At 48.6% G+C, this 22,011-nt stretch carries 25 protein-coding genes and 1 tRNA gene; 14 read left to right on the top strand and 12 right to left on the bottom strand.

What is annotated here, in order from left to right:
- Positions 1-162 precede the first annotated feature (162 nt).
- From JUF10_RS08955 to JUF10_RS08945, 3 genes are all read right to left on the bottom strand, one after another.
- A complete protein-coding gene (locus tag JUF10_RS08955) occupies positions 163-1,575 on the bottom strand; it encodes a coiled-coil domain-containing protein (protein ID WP_203641844.1) in 1,413 nt (470 codons plus the stop codon).
- Positions 1,576-1,819: 244 nt separating this feature from the next.
- Positions 1,820-3,004 carry an MFS transporter gene (locus tag JUF10_RS08950; RefSeq protein ID WP_236008197.1) on the bottom strand — a complete coding sequence of 395 codons (1,185 nt, stop codon included), beginning with the start codon at positions 3,002-3,004 and terminating at the stop codon, positions 1,820-1,822.
- A gap of 723 nt (positions 3,005-3,727) precedes the next feature.
- Positions 3,728-4,111, bottom strand: coding sequence for a hypothetical protein (locus JUF10_RS08945; protein ID WP_203641843.1), 384 nt, complete (start codon positions 4,109-4,111; stop codon positions 3,728-3,730).
- 304 nt (positions 4,112-4,415) lie between these two features.
- Here JUF10_RS08945 and JUF10_RS08940 point away from each other — a divergent pair, with 304 nt between their 5' ends.
- The 4 genes from JUF10_RS08940 (at position 4,416) to JUF10_RS08925 (ending at position 5,834) form a co-directional block, all read left to right on the top strand.
- Entirely contained in the window at positions 4,416-4,814 is a 399-nt protein-coding gene (locus JUF10_RS08940) for a TIR domain-containing protein (protein WP_203641842.1), read from the top strand.
- Positions 4,815-4,871: 57 nt separating this feature from the next.
- Positions 4,872-4,959: transfer RNA gene (locus tag JUF10_RS08935), tRNA-Ser, on the top strand.
- 227 nt (positions 4,960-5,186) lie between these two features.
- A complete protein-coding gene (locus tag JUF10_RS08930) occupies positions 5,187-5,459 on the top strand; it encodes a hypothetical protein (protein ID WP_203641841.1) in 273 nt (90 codons plus the stop codon).
- A gap of 102 nt (positions 5,460-5,561) precedes the next feature.
- The gene (locus JUF10_RS08925; protein WP_236008196.1) at positions 5,562-5,834 is read left to right on the top strand and encodes a hypothetical protein; all 273 of its coding nucleotides are present in this window, start codon (positions 5,562-5,564) and stop codon (positions 5,832-5,834) included.
- 597 nt (positions 5,835-6,431) lie between these two features.
- Here the strand turns inward: JUF10_RS08925 and JUF10_RS08920 are convergent.
- The 4 genes from JUF10_RS08920 to JUF10_RS08905 all read right to left on the bottom strand — a co-directional run bounded on the left by JUF10_RS08920 (position 6,432) and on the right by JUF10_RS08905 (position 8,185).
- Positions 6,432-6,593: a hypothetical protein gene (locus tag JUF10_RS08920; protein WP_203641840.1), complete on the bottom strand. Its 162-nt coding sequence runs from the start codon at positions 6,591-6,593 to the stop codon at positions 6,432-6,434.
- Between the two features lie 90 nt (positions 6,594-6,683).
- On the bottom strand, positions 6,684-7,151 hold the full coding sequence (gene ndk, locus JUF10_RS08915) for a nucleoside-diphosphate kinase (RefSeq protein ID WP_203641839.1): 468 nt from the start codon (positions 7,149-7,151) through the stop codon (positions 6,684-6,686).
- A 164-nt stretch (positions 7,152-7,315) separates the two neighbouring features.
- The gene (locus tag JUF10_RS08910) at positions 7,316-7,501 is read right to left on the bottom strand and encodes a PspC domain-containing protein (protein ID WP_203641838.1); all 186 of its coding nucleotides are present in this window, start codon (positions 7,499-7,501) and stop codon (positions 7,316-7,318) included.
- 21 nt (positions 7,502-7,522) lie between these two features.
- Complete coding sequence (locus JUF10_RS08905; RefSeq protein ID WP_203641837.1) at positions 7,523-8,185, bottom strand: histidine phosphatase family protein; 663 nt, start codon at positions 8,183-8,185, stop codon at positions 7,523-7,525.
- Between the two features lie 173 nt (positions 8,186-8,358).
- Here JUF10_RS08905 and JUF10_RS08900 point away from each other — a divergent pair, with 173 nt between their 5' ends.
- Together JUF10_RS08900 and JUF10_RS08895 are read left to right on the top strand one after the other, a co-directional pair.
- The gene (locus JUF10_RS08900; protein ID WP_203641836.1) at positions 8,359-9,240 is read left to right on the top strand and encodes a PPK2 family polyphosphate kinase; all 882 of its coding nucleotides are present in this window, start codon (positions 8,359-8,361) and stop codon (positions 9,238-9,240) included.
- A 148-nt stretch (positions 9,241-9,388) separates the two neighbouring features.
- Entirely contained in the window at positions 9,389-10,555 is a 1,167-nt protein-coding gene (locus tag JUF10_RS08895) for a hydroxymethylglutaryl-CoA synthase (RefSeq protein WP_203641835.1), read from the top strand.
- 52 nt (positions 10,556-10,607) lie between these two features.
- Here JUF10_RS08895 and JUF10_RS08890 read toward each other — a convergent pair whose 3' ends face one another.
- From JUF10_RS08890 to JUF10_RS08880, 3 genes are all read right to left on the bottom strand, one after another.
- Positions 10,608-11,450, bottom strand: a complete 843-nt coding sequence (locus JUF10_RS08890) for an SPFH domain-containing protein (RefSeq protein ID WP_203641834.1) — start codon at positions 11,448-11,450, stop codon at positions 10,608-10,610.
- Between the two features lie 11 nt (positions 11,451-11,461).
- On the bottom strand, positions 11,462-11,791 hold the full coding sequence (locus JUF10_RS08885; protein ID WP_203641833.1) for a toxin-antitoxin system HicB family antitoxin: 330 nt from the start codon (positions 11,789-11,791) through the stop codon (positions 11,462-11,464).
- 291 nt (positions 11,792-12,082) lie between these two features.
- The gene (locus JUF10_RS08880; RefSeq protein WP_203641832.1) at positions 12,083-12,670 is read right to left on the bottom strand and encodes a hypothetical protein; all 588 of its coding nucleotides are present in this window, start codon (positions 12,668-12,670) and stop codon (positions 12,083-12,085) included.
- A gap of 303 nt (positions 12,671-12,973) precedes the next feature.
- Here JUF10_RS08880 and JUF10_RS08875 point away from each other — a divergent pair, with 303 nt between their 5' ends.
- Entirely contained in the window at positions 12,974-13,414 is a 441-nt protein-coding gene (locus JUF10_RS08875; RefSeq protein ID WP_203641831.1) for a nucleoside 2-deoxyribosyltransferase, read from the top strand.
- 61 nt (positions 13,415-13,475) lie between these two features.
- On the opposite strand, the gene lexA is transcribed toward JUF10_RS08875, so the two are convergent.
- On the bottom strand, positions 13,476-14,105 hold the full coding sequence (gene lexA, locus JUF10_RS08870) for a transcriptional repressor LexA (RefSeq protein ID WP_125685715.1): 630 nt from the start codon (positions 14,103-14,105) through the stop codon (positions 13,476-13,478).
- Between the two features lie 261 nt (positions 14,106-14,366).
- On the opposite strand from lexA, the gene JUF10_RS08865 reads away from it, so the two are divergent.
- The 4 genes from JUF10_RS08865 (at position 14,367) to JUF10_RS08850 (ending at position 18,630) form a co-directional block, all read left to right on the top strand.
- The gene (locus JUF10_RS08865; RefSeq protein ID WP_203641830.1) at positions 14,367-14,615 is read left to right on the top strand and encodes a DUF896 domain-containing protein; all 249 of its coding nucleotides are present in this window, start codon (positions 14,367-14,369) and stop codon (positions 14,613-14,615) included.
- A gap of 101 nt (positions 14,616-14,716) precedes the next feature.
- Positions 14,717-14,950: a YneF family protein gene (locus tag JUF10_RS08860; RefSeq protein WP_203641829.1), complete on the top strand. Its 234-nt coding sequence runs from the start codon at positions 14,717-14,719 to the stop codon at positions 14,948-14,950.
- Positions 14,951-15,085: 135 nt separating this feature from the next.
- Positions 15,086-16,837, top strand: a complete 1,752-nt coding sequence (locus JUF10_RS08855) for an ABC transporter ATP-binding protein (protein WP_203641828.1) — start codon at positions 15,086-15,088, stop codon at positions 16,835-16,837.
- Positions 16,837-18,630 carry an ABC transporter ATP-binding protein gene (locus JUF10_RS08850; RefSeq protein ID WP_203641827.1) on the top strand — a complete coding sequence of 598 codons (1,794 nt, stop codon included), beginning with the start codon at positions 16,837-16,839 and terminating at the stop codon, positions 18,628-18,630. The genes JUF10_RS08855 and JUF10_RS08850 overlap by 1 nt, the downstream gene beginning before the upstream one ends.
- A 295-nt stretch (positions 18,631-18,925) precedes the next feature.
- Here the strand turns inward: JUF10_RS08850 and JUF10_RS08845 are convergent, their stop codons facing one another.
- A complete protein-coding gene (locus tag JUF10_RS08845; protein WP_203641826.1) occupies positions 18,926-19,555 on the bottom strand; it encodes a lysophospholipid acyltransferase family protein in 630 nt (209 codons plus the stop codon).
- 95 nt (positions 19,556-19,650) lie between these two features.
- Between JUF10_RS08845 and JUF10_RS08840 the strand changes: the two genes are divergently transcribed.
- The 3 genes from JUF10_RS08840 (at position 19,651) to JUF10_RS08830 (ending at position 21,753) form a co-directional block, all read left to right on the top strand.
- Complete coding sequence (locus tag JUF10_RS08840; protein ID WP_373301319.1) at positions 19,651-20,406, top strand: tRNA1(Val) (adenine(37)-N6)-methyltransferase; 756 nt, start codon at positions 19,651-19,653, stop codon at positions 20,404-20,406.
- Positions 20,393-20,668, top strand: coding sequence for a GIY-YIG nuclease family protein (locus JUF10_RS08835; RefSeq protein ID WP_203641824.1), 276 nt, complete (start codon positions 20,393-20,395; stop codon positions 20,666-20,668). Before JUF10_RS08840 ends, JUF10_RS08835 begins: the two co-directional genes overlap by 14 nt.
- An 89-nt stretch (positions 20,669-20,757) precedes the next feature.
- Positions 20,758-21,753, top strand: a complete 996-nt coding sequence (locus JUF10_RS08830; RefSeq protein WP_203641823.1) for a D-2-hydroxyacid dehydrogenase — start codon at positions 20,758-20,760, stop codon at positions 21,751-21,753.
- The last annotated feature ends 258 nt before the right edge of the window (positions 21,754-22,011 follow it).

Raw genomic sequence — 22,011 nt, 5'->3', positions numbered from 1 at the left:
ATCCGTTAAACGGATGGGGAGACAATCGCTTTTTGATTTGGGTGGTGAAATTACCATATTCTGGCTGACACGTTTATGACGGCCGTTGAGAACGGTTTTGGGCCTAACCTTTTTCGGTTGTCCAACCGATTGTTTCCAACAGCTGGGCAAGCAGGCGATTTCTCAGGTAGTTTCCTGCCGTACCTGGTCCTTGAAGTACTGGTAGGCCTGATTGACGATGTCGGCGGGTGACTGATGATAGACCAACCGGATGTCAGGACGTGAGTTAATCTGACTCTTGGTTAACGTTTCCAATACGGCGTGGGACAGACCTTCGCTCATGAGAAAGGTGAGGTCCGTCTGCTGGCCAGTTGCTTGTTGCGTGATCCAGGGGATACTCTTTTCGTGATTGTTCACGATGATTGGCGAGACGCCGAATGTGCGCAGCGCCTGATTTAACGTCTGCGTTTGTTGCCAGGTCACAATCAGAATCTTTTTACCGGCTAAAATGGTCTTGCCATCGGCTGGCAACCAATTGGTGAAATTCATGGGGTGGGAACGCTGGTGTAGCCGGCGAAGCTTGTCACGGGTTAGGTCATGGGGCGTCACTTCACGATACATCTGCGTGAGGAGTACGCCCTGATTTCCAGTTAACACGCCGGCATAGATAACATCCAAGCGCGGTTCAGCGCCGTAAGCCAAGTCGTAATTAGAGAGGACCTGATCGTCAATAGTCTTGAAGGCAAAGTGGGTGTTGACCTTGATGAAGTAGCCATAGGTCTGCGTTCTTTGCCGGATGACCAATTCATCGAGCCGGAGCTGACGGTAACGCTCGGCAAAATCGGGGAGCCAGCGAATCTGGTGAAAATCGTTGGGGTTCAATAGCGCATCGAGCCGGTATTTCAAATTTTGTGATGAGTCGTTACGTAAAAAATCGATCTTACGGTTCAACTCATGGATTGTTTCCTGGTGAGCAGAGAGAGTTTGATTGAGGGTGGCAACTTGATTTTTTAGGACGTGTTGCTTTTTTTCACTAGCATTTGCACGGGCTCTCTCGACAGGAAGCTGGGCGAGTTGTTTGCGTTGCTCACGAGACAATGGTTGGGGATGCGGCTGTTGCCGAAGCTGACGAATGGCCTGGAGGCGGGTTTCAGCCGTATGTAACAGGTTGGCAGCTTGAAGGAGATAGGTCCGCACGTAGTTGAGCTGGCGTTGGCTGGTCGCGGCGTCGGCTTGAAGAGTTTGGTTACGTTGCGTGAGGTCAATGTTTTCTTTGATGAGCGTCTGGTTTTGCCGAGTTAGTGCGCGATTGGCCTTTTTAAATTGTTCTTGGGACCGTTGCGTAACGCGTAACTTTTCTCGAAGTTCAGGGGCCTGGTTGTGGTTCTGCTCTCGCTGTAGTTGATGGCGTAGGCGCCGAACTTCAGCTTTCAGTGCGGCGTTAGCATCGGAACGGTCCTTGGAGTTGGTCTGAACCGTGGGTTGAAGCTGTTGTTCGTGTTGGCGGTAGCGTTCTAAGAGTTCCGATTTCATATCATGGGCGCGTCGTTTATCCCGTTGCGATTGTTTTTTGAAATTGAATTGCTGGTTAACCATGATGATCACCACCTCTAGTAGAGTTAGATTAAGTTTACTCTAAATGGTAGTCGGCGTGGCAAGATTTGTTCAATAAACGGACTCGGTTAGTTTTGTCACAAATGTACGTAAAAAAAGGCCTGCATACTTCAAAATTTCTCGGACGACTAAGCGAATGAGAAGTTTTGAAGTATGCAGAGCCAATGAAAAAGGAGCATTAGTAAGCCGCCATATGCCAAATATTTTAACAGCGCGGGTGGTCGCGTTATTCCGCAATCATTCCGCGGTGTTGAATCACGAAACCGGTGAGGGTCAGACCGACTGCAAATAGGGCCAGTAACCAGATGACCAGCGTCCAGGAGTGCATAAACTGTTGGAGGTACCCGAAGAGAATGGGACCCACCGCAGCCAGGAGATAGCCTGCCGACTGGGCCATGCCGGAGATGGCAGCCGTTTGAATCGGATTCGTCGTCTTTTCCGTGAAGAAGAGAACGGCTAGGTTAAAGGCAACCCCGGCGCCCATACCGGCAAGCACGCACAGGATGGTTAGGAAAATTAGTGAGTGGATCGGCAGGATGAAGGTCAGCGGCGCCACAACGTAACCTAAGGTCATTACACTCAGTAGAATAGTGACGCCATGCTTTTTGCTGAAGAGATAGGGCACCATAAATGATAGTGGGAGCCCACTCAGTTGGAGTAAGGTGAGCAGATTACTAGCGCTTAACGTCGAGACGCCATGGGTGATTAGAATGCTGGGCATCCAGGTAATCAGTGCGTAGTACACGAGCGACTGCAGGCCGAAGAAAAGGGTGATCAGCCACCCTAACGATTGATGCCAGACACTTTGGTAATGGGGAACGGGGGCCTTCTGGGCAGTCCGTCCGGTTTGTCGTTTCAATTTCAAATTGGGTAGCCACGTCAGTAAGGCCAGAACGCTCGGAATGGAGAGAATGCTCATGGTCGCGCCGAGACTGATGTGGGAGATCAGCAGGCCGGCCAGTGCCGTCCCCAGCGCACCAATAAGCAGCATGGACAGCGTGTACAGGCTAGTACCGAGCCGCAAATTGTTCGCCATGTGGTCCTTGATCAGTGCGGGCACAAGGACGTTGCCGCTGTCGATTCCGATGCCGATGAGAAAGGTCCCAACGAACAGGGCTGGTACGGAGGGGATGACCCGCAGGTAGCTACCGACAATCAGCAGGAAGAAGAGCAGAAAAACGGTTAATTCATTTCCCCAATGTTGGGCTAACCGCACAATGATCGGTGAAAAAATGGCAAAGGTGATGAGCGGAATCGACGTGAGCAGGCCCGCCATGGAGCTGGATAGGGCAAATGTTTTTTCGATGTGCGTCAATAGTGGGGGAATGAAGGTGATGGGCAGCCGTAAGTTGGCGGCGATCATCATCATGCTAAAGAGAAACCACTGACGGTGAGGCTGTGTGTCGGTCAAAAGAAAATCCTCCTAAATAAGTCAATACTTCATTATAGACTGCCAAGTTGCGTTTTGAAAAGGGCACAAAAAAACAGAGTGACCGGGATCACTCTGTTTCAGACAATTAAGCTGTACGTGTTTTCGGGGGGATAAATCAGGTTAAATGCGCGTGGTCGAGGCAGTGGGGATGAGGGCCCTCACCGAGGATGGTCGACCAGCAATAGAATCCATAGTGGTGGCGGGCGACTCAAGCGGACTGAGCCGTCAGGGACGGACAATGTGAATCTGAAAAAAGTGAGAGGCACCGGTGGAATCATTAACGTCCATGGTAACACCCCCATAATTATTAACTAATAATATTGATTAGTTAATAATTGAATTATGCCTGAATTTAGTCTGATGTGCAATCAATATGCCTATGGATAAAAAGAGTGTGACAAAAGGCGATTAGTCAATGAGCATTAACGTCGATAGACGAATAATCCTGGTCTTGGATTAGTTGTCTATCGGGGTTAAGCGGAGTTGACTACCTTTTGGCACACGTTTCGACCATGTATAATTGGCACACAATAAGGACCTGAGACTTTGCCCCAGGCCCTGTCTCGCTATTGTCCCTTACGTGAAAGGTAATAGCTGTAGAGGGCAATCATCAAAGCGACGGCGATGATTGCCAGTAAAATGATGCGCAAGATAGTGACCTTCCTTCATTCATAGAAAAATTAGTTGGTATGAGCAAGTAATCTAGGGACGGTGACCGAGATAGTGAAAGTCAGGATCTCGTCCGTTTTTGTAACAGGCAAATGATTTGGTCAATTCGTTGTGAAAGGTAACGAGGATGGCCGGTGTGGCCCATGTCGAGGCGGCCCAAAAGACGGCGTCGTCGGGCTCGCGATTGTCGTTAGGATAGCGGTAATAGCCAAGCTGGTCGTCCCAAATGGTGCCTTGCGTATTGAGCCAATCTTCGGCGAGTCCCGCTTGAACGACCGCAATAACGTCATGGTTGTCGCGGATGAGGGCAGAGAGTGCGTCCCAGTCAAGTTGCCAGTCGTGAAGTTTGGGGGCCTGCTGACGAGTACCTAAAGGCGTATGCCGTAATGCAATGGGGGTTAAGTCGATAAAATCCATGTGTGTCTGACCTTCTTTAGGATTATACTAACATTAGTGTAACCGATTACAGAATGAGCTTGCAACTATCTTAGTGGCTCTCAGAGAATGAACCGATTTTGAAACTAACAAACGGGACTTTCGTAGAGTGAAACAGGGCTATTAGTCGGTGACTGGGCAGATAATAGAGAGTAACCAGTCGTTGTTTTTTTGCCTATATTAGTATGGTTATATAGTATTCATAAGAAATAAATCTATTTGTAATGGCTTTGTCTTATTAAGAGTCTACACTAGGGCTAACTTAAATTAGAGAGGAGTTTGACCCATGAGCGATCTTTTTATCAGTTACCAGTCTGCCGACCCGCTGGCTCATTCGTTTCAGGTTCAACTCCAGGAGTGGGCACAGCGGGAGTGGGAGTTTCCAACTATCAGTTTCCATGAGCAGCAGCCACCAGTTAAGTTCAATGGCCGACAGTCAGGACGCCTGCGTCGAGAAATCCATCGAGAAATTAAGCAATCGCACCAAATTTTGATCGTGATTAGTCGCGGAACGTGGCAATCGGAGTGGACCGATTGGGAAATTTTAATGGCCCGCAAAGAAGACAAGCAAGTTTTGGCCGCCAAATTGGATAGTACAAACATGATGCCACTGGCGTTGATGGACAGTCAGCCCATCTGGATCGACCCGTTTCGGCCAGAAGATTTGGTGCAGCGGATTATTTAATTTATTCAGGCCTTGCATTTATAGTCATTATTGGTAGAATATATAGAGTAATGACTTGGAGAGTTGGCAGAGTGGTAATGCAACGGACTCGAAATCCGTCGAACCGGCTAATACCGGCGCGCAGGTTCAAATCCTGTACTCTCCTTATTAGATTAGACCTCGTAGGAACGATAGAACAGGAATCCCGTTAGAGTAACTTAACGTGGTTCCTTTTTTTTCAGAATCTGCTAGAAAATAGGGTGAAATTCAAAACAGTTTGCGCATATCTTGCGCGTAAATTGCTTAAATGTTGTTTATGAGGTTATTCAATAGATTGGTAAACTTGGTATTCTTGTTCAAGCCAATCGGATTCATTTTAAGGGGGAAAAGTAAATGTTTACATTACCTATTACACGAGACGATTACGACCTATTGAATCGGCTTGATAAAGAGGCGTTAATTGATGCAGAATGGGTGAAAATTCAAGGCGAGTCTGTCCGCGTGCACTTTAAAGACTTTGAATCATTTGATTCTTTTATGGCAATTTTAAATGATATGGAAGCAACTTTGGGGATGGACAAGGAGCAAGAGAATTTGACACCTATAGGCGTACGATTACAGAACTTGTACGATAAGGCCTATTATCTTGAAGAGGATGAAGAATAACTTGGTACGTTAGCCACACGTAAACATCGTAAATTGAAATAATTCAGAATAGTTTAGATGGGTTTAAGCGTTGCCGATATGCAGAAGGGATGATGAATATTGATGGAACTGGACAATATTGATCCGTATTCTGATAGGCTTCAGGCACTAGAGCAATTGCGACTCGAAATTGAAATTCATATGGATATTCAAATTAAGATTAATAATACTGAATGGTATATAGGATGGCCTAAGGGATCACTGCTTATCTCAAAGAATAACGGTGAATTTGAACATGATTTTAAGAGTGGTGATTCCAAAGAGGTCTTGGATTATGTTGTCGACGGTAAAAAAATTCGTGATCAATGGCGTGACATCGTTATCGTCGCAATGTAGAAATAAAAATTGAATCTATAATTCGTATTTTTTGTTGAGCGCAACAATAATTGCCAAAAAAATATCGCCTATTTATTTTGTCTAAGATTCTGTGTGATGCGGTTTGCTATCCTTCGAATTATCGTAAAACATACTGTGGCCATGCTTAGTTTGGTAGATGAATTTGTCATATAGTGCGAAGCAAATAGCAATTATTAAACCTGTTAATATCAGATGGTGGAGAATCCATAATCCAAGATCGAATATGATTGCTATAGGGAGTAGCCACAAAATCCAATTGCTGAATAACTTGTAAGTTAGCAGACAAATTAGAATCATTAGTAAAAGTAGCACTTCATCACCCCCTAAGAATGGTTATCCAAAATATAAGTCAAACTGGTTATAACTGCCGAATGATGCTTAATGAACCAATCCCCCAACCAACTCTGAATACTAGAGAGGGATAGCTTGGTTGTATTTACGTTTAGTTCTCATTATGAAATACGTTATTAAAATTGAGTTTTGATTCTACAACAGTTATATCAGTTGTAATTTTACTCTACTTAAAGTTGGATGGGAATATTGACAATTATATTCTGCTAAAGCGACAACCTAAGCTTACTTCACCCAAGGACTCTCAATAGACTTCGAAATACCCTTAGCCTGTTTAATTGCTTCTGCTAAGGCCTTAGAAACTTCAGCAGGGGTCTTATCGGTCAAATCCTGTTGCTTGAGCCATTCGTAAGCGGAAGCCTCGTAAATATCGTCTGGAAAACTCATGTGCGTTCACCACCTTTAGTTTGATTATAGCAAATTCCATCAAAAAACCACCAGCCAAATTCGACTGGTGGTTCATTATTTACAAGTTGTTTACTTCTTAGCCGTAGCGGGGACCTTTTGGTGAGCGGCTACCGCCAGTTCTGGGAACCAAATCGCAATTTCGTGGTGCGCGTTTTCTCTGCTATCTGAGGTGTGCACGATGTTGCGGAGAATGCCATCTGGATAGTCATGCGCGAAGTCGCCCCGGATGGTACCAGGTTGGGCATCGTTTGGATGCGTCTTGCCCGCGAGGTTGTGGACGGCCTTAACGACGTCCGTTCCACTGACGATGATGGCAACCAGTGGGCCTTCCATCATGTACGTCTTGATTTCCTCGTAGTATGGCATCTCTGCTTGGTACCTGTAATGTTGATCTAATTGGGCTGAAGTTGCGTTTAGCACCTTTAAAGCCGTAATTTGATAGCGCTTACTTTCAAACCGTGAAATAATTTCGCCAATGTGACCCTCTGCGACCCCATCGGGTTTTACCAATACTAAAGTCTTTTCTGAATTTGCCATGAGTGAAACCTCCTTGTGATTTTTGGGTAAATCGTAAATCAAGGACCTGTTGTTCAATGCATAACAAGTTGCTACCTTAAATTGTAGATTAAACGGTTTCTAACGTCAATTAAATTATTAAAAAAACACCAATCGGATTTATCGATTGGTGTTCATGAACGGGATTAAGCAGGATCGCCCATAATCATCCATAGAATCAAGTAGGCAATGATCCCGGGGAAGGCAGGTGTAATCGCAAGCACGACGAACAGCACACGGGCAATTCCCACGTTCCAGTCAAAGTGTTCGGCTAGGCCGCCAATGACCCCAGCGAAGACTCGGTTTGAAGCGGAGCGATGAATATTCTTCATAATGGCTTCCTCCTTAAGTGATTAAGATTGAAAATCAATTTTATTGAAGAAGTCGACGTGGATGTCATCATCGGTGATTTCGAGCTTGGTGATACTCCCATTGATGGTGGCAATGCCTTCATCCAGTTCGGGCGCATAGCGGTCAACGATGGAGCGAATCGTCATCCCGTGGGAGACAACTAGCACCTGGTCGCCATCCTTGGAATTGTCGCGTAGCTTGTTGAATCCGCGGTCGAGACGTTCCCAGAACATATCATTGCTTTCAGCTTCACCATAGAGGTCGGCTTGGTGGATCAAGTCGCGGGCCTTTTCCAGGCCGTACGTCTTGAGCACGTCGGACTCCGAGGTCAGTTTGACCTGTGCCCCAACGAATTGCCACATCTGGTTTAAGTCGTTACCTTCAAAATAACCGTGGCACTGTTCCCGGAATTCGGGGTACTGATAGGACACGATATTCATGTTTTCTGGATTTTCGTGAAGGGCAATGCTGGCGGTTTCAATGGCCCGACCGGAGTCACTACTGTAAGCAGCGGCAAACGGAATGTTCTTAAGTTGTTCACCGGCACGTTTAGCATCGGCACGACCCTTTTCGGTTAGAGGTGAGTCGATCCAGCCTTGAACCTTGTTATAGTGGTTCAACATCGTTTGACCATGACGCACGAAATAAGCGGTAATTTTCTTCATCTTTCGAAACTCCTTCGTCAACTTCGTAAGTGGTTACATCCTCAGTATAGCAAGCAATCGGAGGGAACGCTAAGATTTTGCTACGGGAAATTCAAATCCCTTAAATTTTTTTGATAAATCAAGGGACGAGGGAGAAAAAGCGTGCTATCTTTAAGGCATAGGAGATGATGCGCATGAGTACTGAAAGCAGTTATCGTTACACGGGGGAGTCACCCGTTGATCTAAGCCAACTGGCGACACGGGTCAGTCGTGTTCCAGAGCAGGCCGTCATTACGACCGCATTAGAGGCAAACGTTGCGACCCTGAGCGATTTGCAGGCAAAATTGTATTCTCAACGGCAAAATGGCATCATTATTATTCTGCAAGGGATGGATACTGCTGGGAAAGATGGTCTGATTCGCCACGTCTTTAGCGGTCTGAATCCGTCCGGAACTAGTGTCGTGAGCTTTAAACAGCCAACGCATCTGCAGTTGGACCATGATTTCCTCTGGCGAATCAATCAAGCCTTACCGCAGCGGGGCCAGATTCGTATTTTCAACCGGTCCCAGTATGAGGACGTCCTGATCAGTCGCGTACATCCGGAAATGCTATTGAGTCAGAATCTGCCTGGCGTGAACACCCTTGATGATGTCGACGATGCCTTTTTCGACAAGCGGTACCATGATCTTCGCCATTTTGAAAAATACTTACGACATCAAGGCTTCATTACCATTAAGTTCTTCCTCCATCTGTCACGCGAGGAGCAAACGCATCGGTTCGAGCGGCGAATCGAGGTGCCTAGCAAAAACTGGAAGTTCTCCCCAAGTGATATGCAGGAGCGGGCTTTCTGGCAGGACTATCAACAGGCCTACACCCAGATGTTGGAAAATACTGCGACCAAGAAACAGCCGTGGTACTTGATTCCGGCAGACGATAAGGGCGTGGCGCGATTGATTGTTTCCAATATTTTGGTCAAGCGGCTACAAGATTTGAATCCGGCTTACCCAACGGTTGACCCAGCCGTCCAACAGAAGTTAAAGACCACCCTGAAACAGCTACAAGAGGGCGAGTTGTAATTAGCAAAAAGGGAAGAGACAGCACGTCTCCTCCTTTTTTAATGGCGACATTTGTATAATACAAGTCAATAAGATTTGCTAGCTATCGGCCTAAAATGGTATGGTTAGCGTAGAATTTTAACGGGAAACGTACAGGAGGAATTAGGTCATGACGGTAGTAGGAATTGATAAGATTGGGTTTTACACCCCCGGAATGTATGTCGATATGGCGGAGCTTGCCACCGCACGTGGGGAAGATCCGAATAAATACTTGATTGGCATTGGCCAGTCCAAACAGGCCGTGATTCCACCAACGCAAGACGTGGTCACGATGGCGGCCAATGCGGCAGAACAATTTTTGACACCAGCCCTTAAATCAGAAATTGGGATGGTATTGTTCGGCACCGAATCGGGAATCGATAACTCCAAGGCAACGGCCGTTTATCTGGCCCACCTGTTGGACCTGCCACAAAACACGCGGGCCATTGAGTTGAAGCAGGCTTGTTACGGGGCCACGGCTGGACTACAATTGGCAGCCGACTATGTGCGGGTCCACCCGCAGGCCAAAGTGTTGGTCATTGGCGCGGACATTGCCCGTTATGGCTTACGCACGGCTGGCGAGGTCACACAGGGTGGCGGGGCCGTTGCCATGTTGGTCACCGCCGATCCGACTATTTTGGCGTTGGACGATGTCAGCAGTTACCACACAGAAGACGTCATGGACTTCTGGCGGCCGACTTACCGGACGGAGGCCTTAGTTGATGGTAAATATTCGACCAACGTTTACCTGGATTTCTTTAAGACGGTCTGGGCAGATTATCAGCAGCAGACGGAACGGACGATCGCCGACTTTGCGGCGTTTGCCTTCCACCTGCCATTTACTAAAATGGGGCGGAAGGGGCTCCGGCAGATTTTACCGGAAGCCACACCCGAACAACAGGCCAGCTTGACCGCGGCTTTTGAAGCCAGTCAAGAGGACAATCGCAACGTGGGCAACTTGTATACCGGCTCACTTTACCTGAGCTTCTTGTCATTACTGCGGCATGGACAATTAGCCGCCAACAATCGCATCGGGTTCTTTAGTTACGGATCCGGCGCGGAAGGTGAGTTCTTCAGCGGGGTCTTGCAGCCGAACTATCGTGATGGCTTTGACGAAGAAAAGTTAGCTAAGCAACTTGCAGACCGGCAACGGGTCTCCGTGGCGGAGTATGAGCAAGTTTATGCCAGCCAACTCAGTAACGATAGCCGCGATGTGCAGCTCGCAGTGGGTGAAGAGACGGCGACCTACTACCTAGCAGGTCGGCAACACGAACAGCGACAATACCGCAAACAATAAATAAAAGGTGTCTGGATCTCCGTAAAGGAAATTCGGACACCTTTTTTTAATGCTAGGCCTTAGGATGCGACTTGGGTGGTGTTGCCAAACCACTTTTCAGTGCGGCACCGATTGCCGGAATTTGGCCGAGGTCGGCAATGTGGTCGTTTGGGACCACAACGACATTGGCGGGAGACTTGGCGAGGTCGCTGAAGGCCGTGATCGATTGGTTCTCGAAGAACCCTGGTTGGGCGTTGCCTAAACTTGAGTTGACGGTGTCGATACGGTATTTTTCGGCATCGGCCCGTGTACGAGTGGCGGTGGCTTCGGCGGTCGCTGTGGCCATCAAGGCATCGTTCTTCGCTTTCGTTGTCAGTTCAATGGACTTGGCTTCACCTTCGGCCTGGGCGATGGTGGCGATACGCTCGCGGTCGGCGGTCAATTGCTTGTCCATGGCGGACTGAATGGCCTTGGAAGGCGTCAATTCGTCGATGTTGGTCCGGTCAACGTTGATGCCATAGGTGTCGGTCAGATCGCCGATGGCCGTGGCCAACTCCTGGTTGATCTTGGCGGTTGAGCCCAAGGCTTCGTTTAAATCCATCCGGCCAATGATGTCTCGCAGATGGCCCCGAACCAGTTGGGCCATGGATTCCACGGAGTCCGTGTTTTCGTATTGGTATTTGACAGAGTTGGTGACGTGGTAGTTTAGCGTCAGACTAGCCGAGACGTCGGCGTTGTCCTTCGTGATCACGGAATAATTAGGTAGGGCCAGCGGCGTCATGGCCAAGCTGACCGTACGAATCTTTTGAATCAGTGGCAGGTAGAAATGAATCCCGGAAGTGACGCTGCGCTTGTATTTCCCCAACGTTTCAACTAAGCCTTCATTATTTTGACGAACGATTCTAATTCCGAGCATTCCGATTCCCCCTAGATTTTCTTGAGTGTTAAAATATTGCCGTTACTCTCCGTGATGGTATAGCTGGCGGTGGGATCGGGCTTCTCAGGCGATTCGAGAAGGTACCGATAGTAAATTCCAGCAACTAACACGAGACCGGACTTGGTGTCGAGCTCCTTACCGGACAGAGAGCGACCAATCAACTGGCGCTGCTCCCAAGTCCCATGCGGTGCTGCCTGAGAGAGTAACTTAACGATGTAGGCGTTGATGCTCCGGCCATCGGCGTCAGCAGCGTTAGATAGGCGTTCGAACAGGCTGTCGTCCATTCGCAGTAAAAAACGTTTTTGTTTGTCTTTTGCCATAATCCTTGCCTCCTGATGATAGCTTAATGATATCACTTTGATATTATTGCGACCATTTAAATGCTTGGTGTCATGCCTGTCGCCTTGCTGGCTGATGCTGGTGATTTCTGTAAGCATAAGCAGGGAACAAACAAGGTGAAATTTTCAACACTGTTTTTGTTAGCAATTACAATTAATTGTGACCAGAGCATTGGAAATTGGCGTTTATTTTAGTCTGTAGATCATGGCGAAGGTCAACTGTGTCGTTGCAAAGAAAAAAGCCTAGACATTATCCGCCTAAGCTCACTGACACTATTCGAAACTATTTTTGATGATGTAGCCATCCTTAAAAATCAACACGGGGGCCTGATTACCGACCCTAATCTTGAAGGTGTAGCCGTTCCCCAGTGATTTCTTCAAAGACGCACTGGTCTTGGCGAAGCCATTGGTGAATTGGGGCCACTTCGCCTTCTTTGCTTGACTGGGGTCTTGTTTCAGGGCCGCAATCGTTTTCTTGAGGTTCGTGTCAGTCACGGTAACCACGTAGGTCTTTGACTGGTGGTCGAAGGTGACCGTGCCCATCTTGTTCAGCGATTCTTGTAATTGCTGCTGAATCTTCTTTTCGGTACTGCGGCGATTGGTGGTCGTCGTGCTAGAACCAAAGGCCTGACCAGATTGTGACGTTAACTTGGCCTTCTTCACGGTATGACTGGTGGCTGGCGCTGCTGATTCGTGTGACCAATAGGGTAACTTCCAGACAGAGATGCCGGTTAGGAGTAGGGCAATCGCCAGGACTAGCCCCGGGCCAACCTTAGACTCGTGTCGTTGAATCGCAAGTGTTAATGAAAAAATGGCAATGATGGTAATTAAGCCACAGATAATGGCAAAGCCAAGAACCATAGATGTCCCTCCCCATGGGTAGATGTTACGAATTTTTTTGACCAATCTAAAAGGGCCAAACTTGTTTTCATTAGTATAGCATGAATTAGTTATAGAATAAATCGGTGACAATCGGTTACTGAAATAGTCGAACATTAGGTCAGATTAGGGTGAAAACGCTTAAATTATCATTTTATAACCGAATATTAATTAAAAATATGTCGTAAAAAGTTAAGCTTTCCAGTATAATAAAGTCATCCCGTTAGATCGCAAGCTTATGGATTTTGGCGGCTACGGACAATGCACAGAAATGAGGAGATTAGTGTGACCAACGTTTACCTAGCAGGACCGTTTTTTGATGATGAACAGATTTCCCGAATTGAACGCGTAGAAAAGGCCTTAGCCGCTAATCCGCGGGTTGACAATGTTTTCAGCCCCCGGTTAGGCGAGATTCCCGGCTTGACTGTCGGCACGCCTGAATGGGCCACGCAAACCTTCCAAATGGATATCCACGAGATTGAACAGGCCGACGTGGTGGTTGCCTTGGTGGACTTTGTAGACGACCAAGTGGATTCCGGGACAGCCTTTGAAATTGGGTACGCCTTCCATCTGAAGAAACCCGTCGTGATCCTTCACGAAAAGGATACCATTCTAAACCTGATGATTGCCGAAGGCCTGCACGCTTATCTACGCGAGGCCGAGGCCTTGGCAGCGTACGATTTCAGCACGCTTCCTGAAAGTCATTATCACGGTAAAGTTATTTAAGTCAAACTAGCAAAAAGAGGGGCCGGGGAAAATTTCCCGGTCCCTCATTCGTTTTCAGTGATTAGTGAACATCGTCGCGGAATAGGCCAACGACCTTACCTAAGATGCTAACGTGGTTCAAGATGATTGGTGCCATAGTGTCGTTCTCGGGTTGCAGACGGAAATGGTCGGCTTCCTTGAAGAATCGTTTGCACGTGGCCTCATTCTCTTCAGTCATCGCGATAACAATATCACCGTTATCGGCGGATTGTTGCCGACGTACAATGACCTGATCACCATTCAAGATACCAATGTTGATCATACTTTCGCCACGAATCGTCAACATGAAGAGGTCATCTTCATCGTGATCGAATTCAGGAGGAACGGGGAAGTAGTCCGTGGCTTCCTGAACGGCTAAGATTGGTTCACCAGCGGTAACGGTGCCCAGAACAGGAATCTGCGTTTGTTTTTCGTGGACGCCTAATTCTTCCAAGCCGGCCGGTGTGATCTCCAATGCGCGGGGCTTGGTGGGGTCCTTAGTCAGCAAGCCTTTCTTGGTCAGGCGGGCGATGTGACCGTGAACCGTAGAAGTTGAGGATAGGGCAACGGCCTCGCCGATTTCGCGGACAGTTGGCGGATACCCTTTTTCATTGACCCGTTCCCAAATGAAGCGAAGAACGGCGATTTGTTTACTTTCAGAAGCTTTGCTCATATTTTTTGCCACCTCGTTCGTCATTCGTAGTATAGTTTAGACTTAGTGTAGCATAGGTTGCCGTCATTTTCAAACAGATGTTCGGGTAAATGAGTTGAATTCTGAAAATAACCCTGATATGATGGACTGTGACTTGAAAACGGGGAGAATTCCCCGGTTGTTGTCGGTCGGGGGAATCGGCTGACAATCCGCAGTGTCATGCGGGCCGACGTGACCGTGCCGGCAACGAACACAATTAAATACTTTAAAGGAGGATCGTTCATGGCAGAACCAACAATGGACACCCTATTAGCAAGAATCAATGAACTGGCCCACAAGGCCAAAGCAGAAGGCTTAACCGATGATGAGACCGCAGAACGGGATCATTTGCGGAAGCAATATCTGAAGTTGTTCCGTGAAAGCTTCAAGAGTCAGGTTGAAATGCTACAGGTTTACGACAAAAACGGGAAAGAAGTTACCCCCGAAAAGGTCCGCGAAATTCAACGGAAAAAGGGGTTGCGTGACAATTAATTACGGAAGCGCGTCTTTTTCCGGGATTCGCGCTTTTAATTTGTCTTAAATTTGTGTAGAATTGTTAAATGAATGACTTCAATGAAGGAGGGGAAATCGTCTTGGCAACTTGGATCTGGATCTTAATCGTCATCGTTGTCGGCTTAGCTTGTGCGGCCGGTGGCTTTTATGGCGCACGCAAGTACATGGAGAAATACCTGAAAGACAATCCGCCAATTAACGAAGACCAATTACGTGCGATGATGTTGCAGATGGGGCAAAAGCCATCCCAACGGAAATTACATCAAATGATGAACGCCATGCAACAAAACGCGTCCTCACCACGTAAGAAATAATCGTCTTGGTTTTTTCAGACTCGCTTCCAGTTTTCTTGGAAGCGAGTTTTTTTAGTTGCATTTTATTTAAATTTCGGTAAAATTAAAAAGTCTGTGTTATATTTTAATCATATTCTAATTTTAGGAGGGGTGTTCGTGAGTATCTTTCACAAATTGTCGTGGTATTTCCGACTCGAATGGCGGCGATACCTGACTGGAATCATTGGCTTATTGTTAACAGCCCTAATTGCCATTATTCCCCCGCGGATCATTGGTAACATGGTGGACGGCATTCACGGGCAATCAATGACCGGGCGCTTATTACTCATTGATCTCGGTTTGATTACGTTCGCTGCGCTGGCTCAATATGGCACGCGTTATATTTGGCGGAATGCCATCTGGGGCGGGGCAGCCCACCTGGAACAATTGTTACGGAACCGGTTATTTAACCACTTCATGCGTATGGATCGGGTCTTCTACCAGAAGTACCGGACGGGTGACTTGATGGCGCACGCAACTAACGACTTGGAAGCCGTTCAACGGGTTGCCGGTGGCGGGATCTTGCAGTTTGCGGATGCCATTATTACCGGTGGGACCACGCTGATTGCCATGATGACGTTGATCGATTGGCGGTTGACGTTGCTGGCAATTATTCCGTTTCCATTCCTAGCCGTTATTTCCTGGTATTTGGGACAAAAGATTCACCGGGCCTTTGGTGAGTCCCAAGCGGCCTTTTCTCGACTGAACAACAAGGCCCAGGAAAGCATTAGCGGCATCAAGGTCATCAAAGCTCTCGGCCAGGATGATGCCGACGTGGCGGACTTCGATTCACAGGTGGATCGAACCATCAACATCAACCGGCGGGTCAACCGCTTGGATTCGCTGTTTGACCCATCGATCACGTTGATCATTTCTATTTCCTATGTGGCAACCATCGTCTTGGGTGGGCTCTTTGTGGTCCACAACGTGATTACAATTGGGAACCTGGTTTCCTTCATTAGCTATTTGGCGATGATGGTGTGGCCGATGTTTGCCGTGGGGATGCTCTTTAACACCATGGAACGTGGGAATGCCAGCTATGATCGGGTCATGGAGCTCTTGGAACAGAAGACGCACATCATTGACCAGACGAATGGAATTACCGAACGGCCACAGGGGACGCTGGACTATCACGTGTCTCAGTTCGATTATCCAGATGATGCCGGCGCCAGTCTTAAACGAATCGACTTTACCTTGCCAGCCGGACACACACTGGGAATCGTGGGGCGGGTCGGTGCCGGAAAATCAACGATTATGAAATTGATTCTGCGGGAATTCGACAATTACGATGGCGACATCGTCTTTGGCGGGCACAACATTAAGGACTATGCGCTGGACAGCTACTTGCCAGCTATTGGTTACGTTCCGCAAGAAAGTTTCCTGTTCTCAACTAATATTTTTGAAAATATTCGCTTTGCGCGTCCCGAGGCAACGAAGGAAGAGGTCGAGACGGCCGCGGCCAAGAGTGACCTCGCTGGGCAGATTGATAGTTTACCCGCTGGTTATGACACGCAGGTCGGTGAAGAAGGAATTTCACTGTCTGGGGGTCAACGGCAACGGTTGGCGATTGCCAGAGCGCTATTGATCAATCCGGAATTACTGATTTTGGATGATGCGTTATCCGCGGTCGATGCCGAAACGGAAGCCGAAATTCTGGCGAACTTGAAAGCCGAACGAGCCAACAAGACGACCATTATTTCCGCTCACCGGTTGAGTTCCGTCATGAATGCCGATGAGATCATCGTGCTGGACGACGGCCAAGTGGTCGAACGCGGGACGCATGACGAGTTGATGGCTGCCCACGGGTGGTATCAACGGATGTTTAACCAGCAACAGCTGGAAACACAAGTGAAGGGAGGCGTTCAATAATGGCAGATAAGCCTTACGAATCAGCGTGGGCCCATAGCATGACCACCAAGGAACAGATGACGGTGATCGGGCGACTGTTTAAGTTCGCTGCGCCTTACAAATGGTTCTTCATCGTGTCGGTCATTCTCTCGGCCACCATCAGTGCGGTCAACGTCTTCTTACCGTGGCTACTTCAAATGTACATGGACCATTATCTGCGGACCAGCAACGCGACCATTGCCATCATGTGGATGTTCGCCGGCCTGTACTTCCTGGGGATGCTGACGCGGGCCATCATGCAATTCTGGCAGAACTATACGAGTACCATGGGCGCCGAGTACATGCTCGAAAATGTCCGGCGTAAATTATTCAGTCAGCTTCATAAAAAAGGGATGCGCTACTTCGACCAAACGCCGGGTGGCTCGATTCTCTCACGGTTGATGAACGATACCATGACGTTCTCCAACTTCTGGGCTTTACTAAATACGTTAATGCTGGCGATCTTTGCGGTCATCTCGTCGTTCATTGCGATGGCCGTGACCGATATGACGGTGGCGCTGTGGACGCTGGTGTTGGTGCCATTTCTGGCGATTACCATTTGGTATTACCAGCACTATAGTTCCAAGGTCTATCGCCGAATGCGGGAACGCTTGAGTGAGCTGAATACAAAACTTGCCGAAGCCATTACGGGAATCAGTGTGATTCAGGAATTCCGGCAAGAAAAACGGACGGCGACGAACTTTGAAAAGACCAACGAGGCCTATTACGATACGCGTAAGGCCATGATTCGGACGAACTCCTTACTGTTGAGTCCCATCATTAACTTGTTTTATGCGTTAGGAACAGTCATTGTCCTGAGCATTTTCGGGATTCGCGGGTTACACGAGGTTGTGGCTGCCGGGGTGATTTACGCGTTCATTACCTACCTCAACAATTTCTACAGCCCCATGAGCAACATGATGGATAGTCTGAGTGACTTCCAAAACGGGATGGTTGCCGGGTCACGGGTGTTAAAGGTCGTTGACGACCAAACGCTCGCGCCAGCTCAACACCCAGTGGCGGATGCGAAAATCACGGAAGGAAAAGTTGAATTCCGACACGTGACGTTTGCTTACGACCAGGAGCATCCGGTGTTAAAGGATGTGTCGTTCGTTGCCGAACCCGGTCAAACGGTGGCTTTAGTGGGCCAAACGGGATCCGGGAAGACGTCGACCATCAACGTGCTGATGCGATTCTACGAATTTCAGTCCGGTGAAGTCTTGATCGATGGTCGCGACATTCGGGAGTACCCCGCCGAAGAACTCCGGTCAAAGATGGGCTTAGTCCTGCAGGAACCGCAGCTCTTTTACGGGGATATCCAAACTAATATTCGGATGTTCAACCCGACCATTTCGGATGATCAGGTCCAACAGGCGGCGCACTTTGTTCAAGCCGATGAATTCATCGAACGGTTGCCGAAGGGCTACGCGACACCCGTATTGGAACGGGGGACGGAATACTCTGCTGGTCAACGGCAGTTGATTACATTTGCCCGGACAGTGGTGACCGATCCGAAGATCCTGATTCTCGATGAAGCCACGGCCAACGTGGACACCGAAACCGAAACGATGATTCAAAACGGGTTGGACCGGATTCAAGAGAACCGGACGACCATTGCCATTGCCCACCGACTCTCCACGATTCAAAACGCCGATTTGATTCTGGTCTTGAACCAGGGAAAAATCGTTGAACGTGGGACGAACGATGAGCTGATGGCCCAACACGGCTACTACTACGACATGATCCAGCTGCAGAACGCGGCACATGAAGATTAGTTAGATTGTGTTGAAGTGGCCGCACTGCGGCTGCATCCCTGGCTGCCTCCGGCTCTGACTGAGCTTTCTGGCGGCGGTGGCGCCGAGTTCAGCGGCTGAATATGTTAGGAGTTGACAATTTTTTCTGTGGTTGTTAGTTGTGAGGAGCTATCAAATTATCTTTTTGGTAGTACTCCCATGATAAACTTGGCAGTTAGCTCATACGTTTCTTAACATCCGAAGTCAAAAAAGCCTCATCGGTTAATCCCTAAATTGGGGGTAATCGGTGAGGCCTTTCTTATAGGTTAAGCTGAGATTAGTCTTTTTTGCCGGTGACGTCGATGTAATGGAAATTCGGATCGATTTCCTTGTCGAGTTTGTCGAACGCGGCTTGCATCTGTTTTTCGATTTGCGCTTGGCCCTCTTCGTTGAGCTTTAGCTTACGGTCGATGGTGATCGGCGTTCCAAAGGCCACGGTGACTTTTTTGTGCGAAAATAGGCGTTTGAACGTCAGCGGACCTTGGTAAACGGCGGGAACTAAGGGGACACCGGCCATTTTGGCAATGACGGCGGCGCCACCCTTGAGCTCGGCGGAGTGCCGTGAGCCAGATGGAAACATGATCAGTGACAGGTCGCCTTGGCGTAGGATTCGGACGGGTGTTTTGATTGCGGATGGTCCCGGATGGTCGCGATTTACCGAAAAACCATTGACATGGTAGAGCAGCCATCGGAAAATGGGGTTCTGGAACAACTCTTCTTTTGCCATGAAGCTAAACTTTCTGGGACTTGCGGCTAACGCAAAGTAGACAGGATCAAACCACGTCCGGTGAGGTCCCACCAAGACGTAAGGTCCGTCCGGTAAGTCTTCACGGTGTAAGTAAGTGGCGCGGCCGTTGACCAGAAATAAGATGGCCCGGATCAAGCCACGTAGAAATGAATAAAACATGTGTCGCACTCCTCTCGCAACGTTGGTATTTAATCCAGTATGCAAAAAAAGCGGCGCGGTTGCAAGTTATCTGAAAAATATTTGAAAAGGAAGTGGTGATTGTGACGACATTAAGACCCGGCGAACGCATCGATCAATTGTACAGTCAAGATATCCAAATCATTCAAAGCCCAGAGGTGTTCGCATTTTCATTAGATGCCGTATTGCTTGCTAATTTTGCGAAATTACCACTGCGCGCGACTAGTCAAACGGTCGATCTGTGTGCGGGTAATGGAGCGGTCGGCCTGTTCATGAGTCATCAGACTAGAGGAAAAATTGCCGAGGTCGAGCTCCAACCCCGGCTGGCAGATATGGCCCGGCGAAGTGTCGCGCTGAACGGCTTGGAAGATCAACTGACCGTTTATGAGGGAGACTTGGCAACGGTCAATCAGTGGATTCCCAAGGATTCCGTGGACGTGGTCACCTGCAATCCACCGTATTTTGCCGATCTGCCGCAGAGCCAGAAGAACCCGAATCCCTATCTGGCGATTGCCCGTCATGAAATCACAACGGATCTCGCGACCATCGTGGCCACAACGAGTGGTCTTCTCAAAATGAACGGGAAGGCCTACTTTGTCCACCGACCGGACCGCCTGTTGCAGCTGTTAGAGTTGATGACGGCGAACCGGTTAGCGCCTAAACGTGTCCGGTTGGTCCACCCCAAGCCGGGCAAGGAGGCCAATATGGTCTTGGTCGAGGCCATCAAGGATGGCAAGCCCGGGGGTCTACGTTTCCCAGCACCGTTAGTCGTTTACGATGAAAACGGGGAGTATTCGGCCGAAGTGGGGGCGTTACTCTATGGCGAACACTAAGGCCTACTATTTCTACGTGTTGCTCTGTGCGGACCAGTCGCTATACGGCGGGTTCACGACCGATGTGGCCAAACGATTTGCCACCCATCTTGCGGGTAAGGGCGCCAAGTATACCAAGGTCCACCGCCCGCTGAAAGTCCTGTACAGCGAGGCATTTACCAGTAAACACGATGCCTTGCACGCCGAATGGGCCTTCAAACACCAAAGTCGAGCAAAGAAGCTTGCTTTCTTAGCTGAACGGGGTATCTCCATAACTGGGTAAGCATTTGACTAAGCAAACACTGACGTCTATGGTACACTCAATCCGTATAACCAACTAAGATAGTTCAGCACCCTAAGGAGGAGCTTATTGTGAAAATTATTGCCTATGGAATTCGAGACGATGAACAGCCTTACTTAGAACAGTGGTCACAGCAACAAGGTATCGAGGTCAAGGCCGTTAAGGAACTCTTAGACGACCAGACCGTTGACCTGGCAAAGGGATACGATGGCGCTGTCGTTTATCAACAGAAACCGTACACGGCGGCCGTTCTCGACCGCTTGGCTGAAAATGGGATCACTAACCTTTCCCTGCGTAACGTGGGGGTCGATAACGTGGATGCGGATGCGGTCAAACGGAACGGCTTCAAGGTCACCAACGTGCCGGCCTACTCGCCAGAGGCCATTGCCGAACTGACCGTGACCCAACTGATGCGATTGCTGCGGCGGACGCCAACGTTTGACCGGAAGCAAGCCAACGGGGACCTGACCTGGGCACCGGACATCGCGGATGAACTGAACAAGATGACGGTCGGGGTCGTTGCCACGGGTCGAATTGGTCGCGCGGCAATGAAAATCTACCAAGGCTTCGGGGCTAAGGTGATTGCCTACGATGTCTTCCACAATCCAGAGTTGGAGAAGCAGGGCATCTACGTGGATACGCTGGATGACCTGTACGCTCAAGCCGACGTGATCTCCTTACACGCACCAGCAACCAAGGACAATAACAAGATGCTCAACGATGAGGCCTTTGCGAAGATGAAGGATCACGTGTGGATCTTGAATCCGGCTCGGGGCGCGCTGATCGACACGGACGCCCTGATTCGCGCACTGGACAGCGGCAAGGTTGCCGGGGCGGCGTTAGACGTCTACGAGGACGAAGTTGGTATTTTCAACACGGACTTCGGCAGCTTTGACGCCATTCCGGACGAACGGTTGAAGAACCTGATGAAGCGCGAAAACGTGCTGGTTACGCCGCACATTGCCTTCTACACCAAGACGGCCGTGAAAAACATGGTCCAATACGCGTTAAACAACAATAAACAACTGATCGAAACTGGTCAGGCCGAAAATGAAGTTGTGTTTTAACTAAAATGGCAGTGGTACTTTCCTGGTGGGGAGTATCACTGCTTTTTTGATGTGGCGATTAGAAAATGAAAGGCCTCAATAGTCCACTTATCAGGTGCAAGTGGGGATGAGAAAATCGGACAATGAAGTTTTAGAGACGCGGATAAGAATAGTTGTAGCGAAAGACGCAATGAAAGTTGAACGCAAATTACAAGAACAAGTTAGTCACTAGGACTAAATACTGATGTCAAGGGATTCTCATTGGTTGGAGTTTAGTAT

The organism is Levilactobacillus andaensis (assembly GCF_016861695.1).
Classification (GTDB): domain Bacteria; phylum Bacillota; class Bacilli; order Lactobacillales; family Lactobacillaceae; genus Levilactobacillus; species Levilactobacillus andaensis.
The sequence above is the reverse complement of the archived record's forward strand: the minus strand, read 5'-3'. Positions and strand labels throughout refer to the sequence as shown.